Origin of the sequence: Saccharopolyspora sp. 7B (assembly GCF_020177435.1) — a bacterium.
In the GTDB taxonomy this organism is placed as follows: domain Bacteria; phylum Actinomycetota; class Actinomycetes; order Mycobacteriales; family Pseudonocardiaceae; genus Saccharopolyspora_C; species Saccharopolyspora_C gregorii.
This window is the reverse complement of sequence record NZ_JAIUKC010000229.1, coordinates 1-10,651: the sequence shown is the minus strand read 5'-3', so window position 1 is coordinate 10,651 and position 10,651 is coordinate 1. Positions and strand designations below refer to the sequence as shown.

At 73.4% G+C, this 10,651-nt stretch carries 12 protein-coding genes; 5 read left to right on the top strand and 7 right to left on the bottom strand.

Features of this window, described 5'->3' with window-relative positions; genetic code table 11:
* Positions 1 to 221 precede the first annotated feature (221 nt).
* A complete protein-coding gene (locus LCD33_RS27460) occupies positions 222 to 566 on the top strand; it encodes a metalloregulator ArsR/SmtB family transcription factor (RefSeq protein WP_224966399.1) in 345 nt (114 codons plus the stop codon).
* 16 nt (positions 567 to 582) lie between these two features.
* Here LCD33_RS27460 and LCD33_RS27455 read toward each other — a convergent pair whose 3' ends face one another.
* Positions 583 to 1,734: a glutathione-independent formaldehyde dehydrogenase gene (locus LCD33_RS27455; RefSeq protein WP_224978441.1), complete on the bottom strand. Its 1,152-nt coding sequence runs from the start codon at positions 1,732 to 1,734 to the stop codon at positions 583 to 585.
* A 135-nt stretch (positions 1,735 to 1,869) separates the two neighbouring features.
* Between LCD33_RS27455 and cutA the strand changes: the two genes are divergently transcribed.
* Positions 1,870 to 2,187 carry a divalent-cation tolerance protein CutA gene (cutA, locus tag LCD33_RS27450; protein WP_224963139.1) on the top strand — a complete coding sequence of 106 codons (318 nt, stop codon included), beginning with the start codon at positions 1,870 to 1,872 and terminating at the stop codon, positions 2,185 to 2,187.
* Between the two features lie 44 nt (positions 2,188 to 2,231).
* Here the strand turns inward: cutA and LCD33_RS27445 are convergent, their stop codons facing one another.
* Entirely contained in the window at positions 2,232 to 2,429 is a 198-nt protein-coding gene (locus LCD33_RS27445) for a ferredoxin (RefSeq protein ID WP_224963137.1), read from the bottom strand.
* Positions 2,430 to 2,531: 102 nt separating this feature from the next.
* Here LCD33_RS27445 and LCD33_RS27440 point away from each other — a divergent pair, with 102 nt between their 5' ends.
* The 3 genes from LCD33_RS27440 to LCD33_RS27430 all read left to right on the top strand — a co-directional run bounded on the left by LCD33_RS27440 (position 2,532) and on the right by LCD33_RS27430 (position 5,767).
* Positions 2,532 to 3,740, top strand: coding sequence for a cytochrome P450 (locus LCD33_RS27440; protein WP_224978440.1), 1,209 nt, complete (start codon positions 2,532 to 2,534; stop codon positions 3,738 to 3,740).
* 4 nt (positions 3,741 to 3,744) lie between these two features.
* On the top strand, positions 3,745 to 4,431 hold the full coding sequence (locus LCD33_RS27435; protein ID WP_224978439.1) for a TetR/AcrR family transcriptional regulator: 687 nt from the start codon (positions 3,745 to 3,747) through the stop codon (positions 4,429 to 4,431).
* 64 nt (positions 4,432 to 4,495) lie between these two features.
* A complete protein-coding gene (locus LCD33_RS27430; protein WP_224978438.1) occupies positions 4,496 to 5,767 on the top strand; it encodes a cytochrome P450 in 1,272 nt (423 codons plus the stop codon).
* Positions 5,768 to 5,807: 40 nt separating this feature from the next.
* Here LCD33_RS27430 and LCD33_RS27425 read toward each other — a convergent pair whose 3' ends face one another.
* The 5 genes from LCD33_RS27425 to LCD33_RS27405 all read right to left on the bottom strand — a co-directional run.
* Positions 5,808 to 6,350, bottom strand: coding sequence for a cyclodeaminase/cyclohydrolase family protein (locus LCD33_RS27425; protein WP_224978437.1), 543 nt, complete (start codon positions 6,348 to 6,350; stop codon positions 5,808 to 5,810).
* Entirely contained in the window at positions 6,347 to 8,044 is a 1,698-nt protein-coding gene (locus tag LCD33_RS27420; protein WP_224962800.1) for a formate--tetrahydrofolate ligase, read from the bottom strand. Before LCD33_RS27420 ends, LCD33_RS27425 begins: the two co-directional genes overlap by 4 nt.
* The gene (locus LCD33_RS27415; protein WP_224962802.1) at positions 8,041 to 8,883 is read right to left on the bottom strand and encodes a methylenetetrahydrofolate reductase; all 843 of its coding nucleotides are present in this window, start codon (positions 8,881 to 8,883) and stop codon (positions 8,041 to 8,043) included. Before LCD33_RS27415 ends, LCD33_RS27420 begins: the two co-directional genes overlap by 4 nt.
* Before the next feature lie 19 nt (positions 8,884 to 8,902).
* On the bottom strand, positions 8,903 to 10,102 hold the full coding sequence (locus LCD33_RS27410; protein ID WP_224962804.1) for a glycine cleavage T C-terminal barrel domain-containing protein: 1,200 nt from the start codon (positions 10,100 to 10,102) through the stop codon (positions 8,903 to 8,905).
* Positions 10,103 to 10,176: 74 nt separating this feature from the next.
* Positions 10,177 to 10,651, bottom strand: a 475-nt coding sequence (locus LCD33_RS27405; RefSeq protein WP_304612924.1) for a glycine cleavage T C-terminal barrel domain-containing protein, incomplete at its 5' end; no start/stop codon positions are given.

Here is a 10,651-nt window from a genome sequence, read left to right as displayed (position 1 = left end):
GGGGGGGGGGGGGGGGGGGCGGGGGGGCGGGGGCGGGGGGGGGGGCGCGGCGGCGGCTGGGGTGGGGGGGGTGCGCGGGGCTGGTGGTGGGGGTGGGGCTGTCGGCGAGCGCGACCATCTCTGCTTCCTCGGCGCGGGGGCGGGGCGCGCCGAAGAATACATGAACGCTTGCTCAGGTGTTCAGTCGTTCAGGTTTTCGGTCGTGCGGATACACTGCGCGCATGGGTCACGGTGTCGAAGACGCGGTCACGCCCGCGGCGAAGCTGGACGCCACCGCGGCGGCCTCCGTCGCCGAGACCCTCCAGGCGCTCGCCACCCCGTCCCGGCTGCTGATCCTCAGCGAACTGCGCCAAGGTGCCCGGCCCGTCGGGGAGCTCGCCGAAGCCGTCGGCATGGAGGCCTCCGCCGTCTCGCACCAGCTGCGGCTGCTGCGCTCGCTCGGGCTCGTCACCGGCAACCGCAGCGGGCGCAGCGTCGTCTACAGCCTCTACGACGACCACGTGGCGCAGCTGCTCGACGAGGCCGTCTACCACATCGAGCACCTGCGCCTGGGGCTGTCGGGCTGACCGCGCGCGGGCGCGCTCACCCGGCCATCTCGGGTTTGAGCACCACCTTCGTCCAGCCGTCCTCGCGGTTGTCGAAGCGCTCGTAGGCGTCCGCGGCGCGCTGCAGCGGCAGGTCGTGCGAGACGATGAACGACGGCGCCGCCCGGCCGTGGTGGATCAGGTCCCGCAGCCGCCGGTTGTAGGCCTTCACCGGCGCCTGCCCGGTGCCGATCCGCTGGCCCTGGAACCAGAACGAGCCCATCTCGAAGGCCAGCTTCCCGTCCTGCTCCAGCCGGTCCGGCGAGCCGGGGTCCGACGGCAGGAAGATGCCGACCGCGCCGATCCCGCCGGTGAACCGCACCGAGTTCACCAGGCTGTTCATCGTCATCTCCGGGTGCTCGACGCCCTGCGGGTCGTGCGCCTGGTAGCCGACGCACTCGCAGCCGCGGTCCGCGCCGCGCCCGTCGGTGAGGTCCAGCACCTGCCGGGCCGGATCACCGTCGGAGTCGTCCACCGCGATCGCGCCCATCTGCTCGGCGAGCCGCAGCCGGTCCCGGTGGCGGTCCACCACGAAGACCTGCGACGCGCCCTGCAGCAGCGCGGAGTACCCGGCCATCAGCCCGACCGGCCCGGCGCCGTAGACCACGCAGGACTCCCCGGGGCGCAACCCCGCGAGGCGGGTGGCGTGCCAGCCGGTGGGGAAGATGTCGGCCAGCATCACGTAGTCGTCCTCCTTGTCCGCGGCGTCCTCCGGCAGCCGCAGGCAGTTGAAGTCGCCGAACGGCACGCGCAGGTACTCGGCCTGCCCGCCGTGGTACGGGCCCATCCCGGCGAAGCCGAACGCCGCTCCCGCCATGTCCGGGTCGGGGTGCGCCGTCAGGCAGTACGAGGTCATACCGTCCTCGCAGTTGCGGCAGAAGCCGCAGCCGATGTTGAACGGCAGGCACACCCGGTCGCCGACCTGGATGCGTTCGACGCCGCCGCCGATCTCCGCCACCACGCCGAGGTTCTCGTGGCCGAGCACCCGCCCTGGCTCCAGGTCGGTGCGCCCTTCGTACATGTGCAGGTCCGAGCCGCAGATGTTCGTGGTGGTGATCCGCACCAGCACGTCGGTGGGGCGTTCGAGCCGCGCGTCCGGGACGTCCTTGACGGTCACCTGGCGCGGTCCTTCGTACACGAGCCCTCGCATGGCGTCCTCCTGCCGGGAGTTCTCGTTGCGGTGCAACGGGTTGTGCGGTCACCGGTCGTGACCTCTCTCCCGGTTAACCGCCGCCCGGCCGACGTGAAACTTCGCCGCGCGCCGCGAGGTCGATACGCTCGGCGCATGGCGGACTACGTGCAGGTCGTGACCACGACGGATTCCGAGCTTGCCGCGGCGGAACTGGCCCGCGGCGTCGTCGAGGCGCGGTTGGGCGCCTGCGTGCAGGTGGTGCCGATCCGCAGCTTCTACCGCTGGGACGGGGCGGTGCAGGACGATCCGGAGTGGCAGCTGCAGATCAAGACGCCGGCGGCGCGGCTGGACGCGCTGGTCGCGCACCTCCAGGAGCACCACGGCTACGAGGTGCCCGAGGTGATCGCGACGCCGATCGTCGGCGGCAACCCCGGCTACCTGTCCTGGTTGGACGCGGAGACCGCGGGCTGAGCCCGCGGGTGGACGGCCCCGCGGGTGGGCCGTCCCTCGCGTGATCAGTCCTCGCGGACCGCGATGGCGGCCGCGGGGCACAGCGCGGCCGCCTGGCGCGCGGCGTCCTGGTGCTCCGGGGCGGGGGAGGCGTCGAGCAGCACCACGACGCCGTCCTCGTCGCGCTGGTCGAACACGGCCTCGGCGGCCAGCACGCACTGGCCCGCGCCGATGCACCTGTCCTCGTCGATCTCGATCTTCACGGCGTCCTCCTCGGTGGTGGGGGTTCCGGCGCCCGCTGGGCAGTCAGCCGACTGAAGGCTACGCTAGCATTTAAGTCAGACGCCTTTCTTAAAGAGGATGCGATGCGAGCCGACGACACCACCTGCCCCGTCACCGGGCACGCCACCGACCCCCTGCCCTTCCCCTTCCCGCTGCCGACCGCCCTCGAACCCCCGCCGGAATGGCGCCGGTTGCAGCAGGAGTGCCCGGTGGCCCGGGTGCGCACCGTGATCGGGGAGGACGCGCTGCTGCTGACCCGCTACGAGGACGTGCGCGCGATCCTCGCCGACCCGCGGTTCACCCGCAGGCCCCTCGACGACGCCGAGGACGGCTCCTTCCCGAACACCATCGCCCAGGGCGAGGGGCACCTGCGGTGGCGGCGGCTGCTGAGCCGCTCCTTCACCGTCAAGCGGATGCGCGCCCTGCAACCGCGGATCGCCGGCATCGCCCACGAGCTGATCGACGAGATGCTCCGGCAGGGAGCCCCCGCCGACCTGCGCACCGCGCTCGGCTTCCCGCTGCCGGTGTACGTGATCTGCGAACTGCTCGGCGTGCCCGCCGCCGACCGCGCCAAGTTCGCCCACTGGTCCGACCACATGCTCAACCTCACCCGGTACACCGAGGACGAGGTCCGCGCCTCCGGCCAGGAGCTGTGGAACTACCTGGCCGAGCACGTCCGCGCCAAGCGCGCCGAACCCGGCGACGACCTGCTCTCCGAGCTCACCGCGATCAGCGACGCCGACGACGGCAGGCTCTCCGAGACCGAGCTCATCGCCACCGGCCAAGCCCTGCTCATCGCCGGGCACGAGACCACCGCCAACATGATCGGCAAGATGGCCGCGATGCTGCTGTCCCGCCGGGAGCGCTGGGCGAGCCTGCTCGCCGACCCCGCGCTCGTCGACCCGGCCGTCGAAGAGGTGCTGCGCTTCGACGCGAACCTCGGCAGCACCGGCATGCACCGGCACATCACCGAACCCGTCGAGATCGGCGGCACCACCATCGAAGCGGGCAGCACCGTGCTCGCCCTCATGCAGGCGGCCAACCGGGACGAGGACGCGTTCACCGACGCCGCCGAGATGGACCTCGCCCGGACCCCGAACCCGCACCTGACCTTCGGCGCCGGACCGCACTCCTGCCTCGGGCAGTCGCTGGCCCGCGTCGAACTGCGCACCGTGCTCGGCGCGCTGCTGGAACGCGTGCCCGGCTTGGAACTGGCCGTCCCCGCCGACGACCTGCGCCGCCGGGAAGGGCTCCTGGTCGGCGGGCTCGAAGAAGTCCCGGTGCGGTGGTGAGAAGATGACCGCCGTGGACGCTCGACCCGCGCGGAACCGGACCGGCGCGCGCCCCGGTGCCCGCCGGGAACGCGCCGACGCCACCCGGGCACTGCTGCTGCGCACCGCGGAACGGCTGTTCGCCGAACGCGGGCTCTCCGAGGTGTCCAACCGGCAGATCGTCGACGCCGCCGGGCAGGCCAACAACTCCGCGCTGGCCTACCACGTCGGCACCCGCGACGACCTGCTGCGCGCCATCAGCGCCTCGCACAGCGAACCCATCGTGCGGCACACCGGCGAGATGCTCGCCGCGGCGCGCGGATCCCGCGACCCGCGCGAGCACGTCGCCTGCACGGTGCTGCCGTACGTCCGGCACCTGGCGAGCCTCGGCAATCCCAGCTGGTGCGCCCGGTACACCGCGCAGGTCGCCACCGACCCGGTCGTGCGCAGCGGGCCGATGCACGCGCCCGAGATGGAACCGCTGCTGGCCGAGGCGAACGCGGCGCTCGCCGAGCACGCCCCCGAACTCCCGCCGGAGGTCGCCGCGATCCGCCGCGACACCGCCCGGCTCGCGGTCCTGCACACCTGCGCCGAGCAGGAGCGCGCGGCCGCGGCCACCGGCATCCCCGCCGACTGGGAACTGGTCGGCACCGCCCTCACCGACGGCCTCACCGGACTGCTGCTGGCGCCCCCCGCCCCCGCGCCCCGCTGACCGCCGTCCGCTGACACCTCCCGCCACCACGGGCGCCGCGCGCTGCCCGGGAACAGGACTCCCCGTGAACGACCAGAACACCGACGCCCCGGCCCGCCCCGGGCTGCGCCGCCCGCTGCCCCCGGAACTCGTCCAGCGCGGCGACCTCCCGTTCGACCCGCCCGCCGGGCTCGACCGGCTCCGCGCCGACGGGCCGGTCGCGCCGATCACCCTGCTCAACGGCGCCCGCGCGTGGATGGTCACCGGCTACCGCGAGGCCCGCGAAGCGCTCGGCGACACCCGGTTCAGCTCCGACCGGTTCCGCCACCGCGACGCGCTGCAGCTCACCCCGGAGGAGGTCGCCGCGGGCGGCTGCCCGCACGCCGCCGCGCAAGCCCCGGCCAAGCACGGGCTGTTCATCTTCATGGACCCGCCCGAGCACACCCGGCTGCGCCGGATGCTCATCGGCCAGTTCACCGTCCGCCGGATGCGCGCGCTGGAAGCACGGGTCACCGAACTGGCCGTGGACCTCGTCGAGGGGATGAGGGCGCGCGGGAACAGCGCCGACCTCGTCGCCGACTTCGCGCTGCCGCTGCCCTCGCTGGTCATCTGCGAGCTGCTCGGCGTCGACTACGCCGACCGCGACCGGTTCCAGCGGGACGCGGCGATCTCGTTGAACATCCAGGCGCCCGAGCAGGAGCGGACCGCGGCCTCGGGGCGGCTGCGCGAGTTCATGCGCGGCCTCGTCGCGGGCAAGCGCACCGCCCCCGGCGACGACCTGCTGTCCGGGCTGGTGCACGGCGACGCCGATCCGGCGCTGACCGACGACGAACTCGTCGACATCGCCACCACGCTGCTCACGGCGGGGCACGAGACGACCGCGAACATGCTCGCCCTCGGCACCTTCGCCCTGCTGGAGCACCCGGAGCAGCTCGCCGCGCTGCGCGCCGATCCGGCGCTGATCGACGGCGCCGTGGAGGAGCTGCTGCGCTACCTGTCGGTGCTGCACCTGGGCATCAGCCGGGTCGCCACCGAAGACCTGGAGCTCGGCGGCGTCCGCATCCGCGCGGGCGAGACGATCCTGGTGTCGGTGCCGGAGGCGAACCGGGACGCCGAGCAGTGGGACGACCCCGGCGAGCTCGACGTCACCCGCGGGCGCGGCGCGCACCTGTCGTTCGGGCACGGCGTCCACCAGTGCCTCGGTCAGCAGCTGGCGCGGGTGGAGATGCGCATCGGCTACGCCGAACTGCTCGACCGCCTGCCCGGGCTGCGCCTCGACGTCCCCGCCGCGGAGGTGCCGCTGCGCACCGACATGGTCATCTACGGGGTGCACCGGCTGCCGATCAGCTGGGACTGATGTGCGGCCCGCCCGGGACGGGCCACGCACCCGCGGTGGTTCAGGACAGGTGGCGGGCCGCGGCGGCGGCGTGCGCGTCGGCCTCGTCGGCGGGGGCGAGGTCGGCGCCCGCGGCCGCGAGGTCGATGCGCACCAGCGCCGCGGCACCGCGCGCGGCCCCGGCGGCCAGCGCGGCGGCGGTGAGCGCGTCGCCGCGCCGCGCCGGTGCCGCCTCCGCCGCCACCTCGCCCGCCAGCGCCGCGACCTCGGCGGCGAGTTCGGCGAGCCGGGCAGGCGGACCGGCCGCGCCCGCCAGCGCCTCGGTGAGCGCCGCCGCCCGTCCCGGGTCGTCCGCCGACCGGCGCTGCGCCGCCAGCACGTCCTGGTAGGCGTCCGAATCGGCCCGCGCCAGCTCCACGGCCCGCTGCCGCAGCGCCTCGGCCCGCGAGGCCCGCGACGCGTCCCGCCGCAGCCGCGCGCACATCGCCAGCAGCCCGGCCGCCGCCGCCGTGGTCACCGCGCCGACCACCCCGCCGGTGGCGGACGGCGTCGGCGCGGCCACCTCGTCCAGGAACTCCCGCACGCTCGCGTCGAGATCGGTCAACTCAACCCCACGACCCGGCCGTGCTCGTCGATGTCGATCCGCTCCGCCGCCGGGTGCGAGCCCAGGCCGGGCATCGTGCGCACGTCCCCGCAGATCGGGTACACGAACCCGGCGCCCACCGAGGCCCGCACCTCCCGCACCGGCAACGTCCAGCCCGTCGGGGCGCCCAGCAGCTTCGGGTCCGAGCTCAGCGACAGGTGCGTCTTCGCGATGCACACCGGCAGCGAACCGAACCCGCTCGCCTCGTAGTCCCGCAGCGACCGCTCCGCCGCGGGCGCGTACGACACGCCGTCGGCGCCGTACACCCGCCGCGCCACCGTCTCGATCTTCGTGCGGAGGTCGGCGGAATCCGGGTACAGCAGCCGGAACCGGTTCGGTTCCGCGGCCGCCTCGACCACGGCCTCCGCCAGGTCCTTCGCGCCCTTGCCGCCGTCGAGGAAGTGGCTGCTCACCGCGACCCGCGCGCCCGCCGCCTCCGCCACCTCGCGGATCGCGGCGTGCTCCGACGGGTGGTCGGTGGGGAACGCGTTCACCGCCACCACCGGCGACACCCCGTGCAGCCGGATGTTCTCGATCTGCTTGCGCAGGTTGTCCGCGCCGGCGCGCACGTCGTCCGGGTTCTCCGCCAGCAGCTCCGGCGGCAGCGGCCTGCCCGCCACGATCTTGTGGTTGCCGGAGTGCGCCTTCAGCGCCCGCACCGTCGCCACCAGCACCGCGGCGTCCGGGCGCAGCCCCGAGCTGCGGCACTTGATGTTGAAGAACCGCTCGGCGCCCATGTCCGCGCCGAACCCGGCCTCGGTCACCACGTAGTCCGCGCAGCGCGCCGCGATCCGGTCGGCCACCACCGAGGAGTTGCCGTGCGCGATGTTGCCGAAGGGGCCCGCGTGCACGAACACCGGCGTGTTCTCGGTGGTCTGCATCAGGTTCGGCTTGATCGCCTCCCGCATCAGCACGGTCATCGCCCCCGCCGCGCGCAGCTGCTCCGCGCTGACCGGGGTGCCGTCGCCGGTGTACCCGACGACGATGCGGCCGAGCCTGCGCCGCATGTCGTGCAGCGAGTCCGACAGCGCCAGCACCGCCATCACCTCGCTGGCCGCGGTGATGTCGAAACCGGTCTGCCGCGGCGTGCCGTCGGAGGTGCCGCCGAGTCCGGTCACGATGGAGCGCAGGTCCCGGTCGTTGACGTCGAGCACCCGCCGCCAGGTGATCCGGTTCGGGTCCAGGCCCAGCTCGTTGCCCTGGTGCAGGTGGTTGTCCACCATCGCCGACAGCAGGTCGTGCGCCGCGGTCACCGCGTGCACGTCCCCGGTCAGGTGCAGGTTCAGCGCCTCCATCGGCACCACCTGGCTGTAGCCGCCGCCCGCGGCACCGCCCTTGATGCCGAAGGTCGGGCCCATCGAAGGCTGCCGGATCGCGACCGCAGAGCGGTGCCCCAGCTGCTTCAGGCCCTGGCCGAGGCCGACGGTCGTGGTGGTCTTGCCCTCGCCGAGCGGGGTCGGCGTCACCGCGGACACCAGCACGTACTTGGCGCGCGGCCGGTCGGCGAACTCCTCGACGGCGTCCAGGGACACCTTCGCCACCTGCCTGCCGTACGGCTCCAGCAGGTGCGGGCCGATGCCGAGCTGCGCGGCCACCTCCTCGATCGGGCGCAACGCGGTGGCCCGGGAGATGTCCAGGTCGGACGGGATGCTCATGCGGGGACCTCCTGGAGCCGGGCCACGGCGTCGTCGCGCCACCGAGCGGTCCGGCCGATCTCGTCGAACGTGAACAGGTGCCACCCGGCGATGCCCGGGGCGGGCTCGTCCAGGTGCGCCGACAGGCCGTCGACCAGCGCGTCCGGGGTGTACGGCACGAGCAGCCTGGTCACCACGCCGTGCTGCTTGCGCAGGAACCGCAGCGATTCGCCGAGTCCGATCTTCATCGACACCCGCAGCAGCTTCGTCACGTCCACCGCCCCGGGCAGCCCCACGTGCACCGGCAGCAGCACGCCGCGGTCGCGCAGCTCACCGAGCCAGCGGGCGATCCGCTGCGGGTCGTAGCAGATCTGCGAGACCGCGTAGTCGGCGTGCGGCGCCTTCGCCGCCAAGGCCCCGATCGTGACCGCGTCGGTGAGGAACGCGTGCCGCTCCGGATAGGCGGTGATGCCGACCCGGCCGGGCCGCCGGCCCAGGTCCTCGATCGCCCGCAGCAGCGCGAGCGCGTCCGGGAATTCCCCGGCGGGCTCGGGGGAATCGCCGCCGACGACGAAGATCTCGTCGCTGCCCAGCGCCGCCGCCCGGTCGAGCAGCGCGGCGAGGCGGGCCCGGTCCGGGATGGACCGCCCCGCCAGGTGCGGCACCGCGTGCAGCCCCGCCGCCGCCAACCGCTCGGCCGTGTCCAGCGTCGCCTCGGGCCCCTTGGCGGGGGAGGCGGTGACGGTGACGGTGCTGCCCGCGGGCAGCACCCGCGCCCGCTCGGCGGCTCCGCGCACCGGCAGCACTTCGAACCTGCTGCGGAGCAACGTCTCCCGCAGCCGCTGCGTGCTGGTGTCCATCAGCTCGACCTCCGCCCGGTCACGCCGTCGCCGTGCGCTCGAAGTGCTTCGGGATCTCCTTGTTCGGGTCGTGGAACGGCTTCTCCACCACCAGCGCCTCCTGCGGGCCGTGCTGGGTGTGCACCACCAGTTCCGTGCCCGGCTCCTGGTAGGCGACCGGCACCATCGCGAACCCGATGTTGGCGTCCAGCCGCGGCGAGCGGCAGGCGGAGGTGACCTCGCCGATGCGCAGCCCGTGCGGGTCGTGCACGTCGAACGGTTCGATCATGCTGCCGTCGTTGAACGAGCCGACCCCCGGCCCGCCGATGCGCACCCCGACGAGCTTGCGCGCCACCCCTTCGTCCTTGATGCGGGTCAACGCGTCCTTGCCGATGAAGTCGGCCTCCTGCGCCAGGTCCACCATCCACGTCTTCTCGAAGCCGTAGCCCGCCTCGAACGGGTTCGTCTCGTAGGTGATGTCGCAGCCCCAGGACAGGATTCCGGCCTCGATGCGGCGGATGTGGCACGGTCCGATCACCTGCATGCCGTGCGGGCGACCGGCCTCCCAGATCGTCTCCCACAGCTTCACGCCGTCCCGGGTGGCGTCGTGCAGGTAGATCTCGTAGCCGAGCTCCGCGGTGTAGCCGGTGCGGGAGACCACCACCCGCATCCCGTTCAGCTCGCGGTCCACCGCGTAGTAGTAGGGAACGTCCAAGATGGACTCGCCGAACAGGTCCACCATCACGTCCCGCGACTTCGGCCCCTGCACCTGCACCGGGCCCACGTCCGGTTCGCGGATCCGCACGTCCATGCCGAGGTTCTGCGCCAGGCCCTTCGCCCACAGCAGCACGTCGCTGTCGGCCAGGGACAGCCAGAAGTGGTTCTCGCCCAGCCGCAGCAGCACCGGATCGTTGATGATGCCGCCGTCCGCGGCGGTGACGAACACGTACTTGCACTGGCCGACCTTGCACTTGGTCAGGTCGCGCGGCACCAGCATGTTGGTGAACTCGAAGGCGTCCGGTCCGGTGATCTCCACCTGCCGCTCCACGCCGACGTCCCACAGCGTCACGCCCTCCAGCAGCGCCCAGTACTCGGCGATCGGGTCGCCGTAGTGGCGCGGGTGGTAGGTGTGGTTGTAGACGCTGTAGAGGCTCACCCCGTGCTGCCGGGAGGCGTGGAAGAACGGCGACTTGCGCAGCCTGGAGTACTGCAGGATTCCCGGGTTCGGATTCACGGTCATGAGCGGCGCTCCTTCTCGGTGGGTGGTGTCGAACGGCCCGGGCGGTGGCCCGGGTTGCGTCGTGCGGGTGGTGCTCAGGCGCGCATCCGCGCCATCTCGGGGTCGAAGACCGGATCGGCGACGACCTCGGCCGGATGTCGGCGGTCGAAGTACGCCACCCGCAGCCGGGTGCCCGCCTCGGCCAGCTCGGCGGGCAGCCACGCGTAGGCGAGGCTCATGCCGGTGCTGTGGCCGTAGCCCGCGCTGGTGGTGAAACCGACCGCGTCGCGCCCGGTCTCGGTGAACACCGGTTCGGCGCCCATCAGCACCTCGCCGTCGGTGACGTGCAGGCAGCACAACCGCCGCCGCACCGGCCGGTCGCGGCGCCGCAGCAGGGCGTCACGGCCGATGAACTCGCCCTTGCCGGGTTTGACGGCGAACCCGAGGCCGGCCTCGTCGGGGTCGTGCTCGCTCCACACGTCCGCGCCCCAGGCGCGGTAGCCCTTCTCCAGCCGCATCCCGTTGAACGCGGCCCGGCCCGCGGGGAAGATGCCGTGCTCGGCGCCCTGC

Bases quoted from the DNA above. Each gene is read 5' to 3' on its own strand.
- LCD33_RS27410 (WP_224962804.1), bottom strand. From the start codon at position 10,102: ATGACCGTGAATCCGAACCCGGGAATCCTGCAGTACTCCAGGCTGCGC.
- LCD33_RS27420 (WP_224962800.1), bottom strand. From the start codon at position 8,044: ATGAGCATCCCGTCCGACCTGGACATCTCCCGGGCCACCGCGTTGCGC.
- cutA (WP_224963139.1), top strand. From the start codon at position 1,870: ATGGCGGACTACGTGCAGGTCGTGACCACGACGGATTCCGAGCTTGCC.
- LCD33_RS27415 (WP_224962802.1), bottom strand. From the start codon at position 8,883: ATGGACACCAGCACGCAGCGGCTGCGGGAGACGTTGCTCCGCAGCAGG.
- LCD33_RS27460 (WP_224966399.1), top strand. From the start codon at position 222: ATGGGTCACGGTGTCGAAGACGCGGTCACGCCCGCGGCGAAGCTGGAC.
- LCD33_RS27440 (WP_224978440.1), top strand. From the start codon at position 2,532: ATGCGAGCCGACGACACCACCTGCCCCGTCACCGGGCACGCCACCGAC.
- LCD33_RS27455 (WP_224978441.1), bottom strand. From the start codon at position 1,734: ATGCGAGGGCTCGTGTACGAAGGACCGCGCCAGGTGACCGTCAAGGAC.
- LCD33_RS27435 (WP_224978439.1), top strand. From the start codon at position 3,745: ATGACCGCCGTGGACGCTCGACCCGCGCGGAACCGGACCGGCGCGCGC.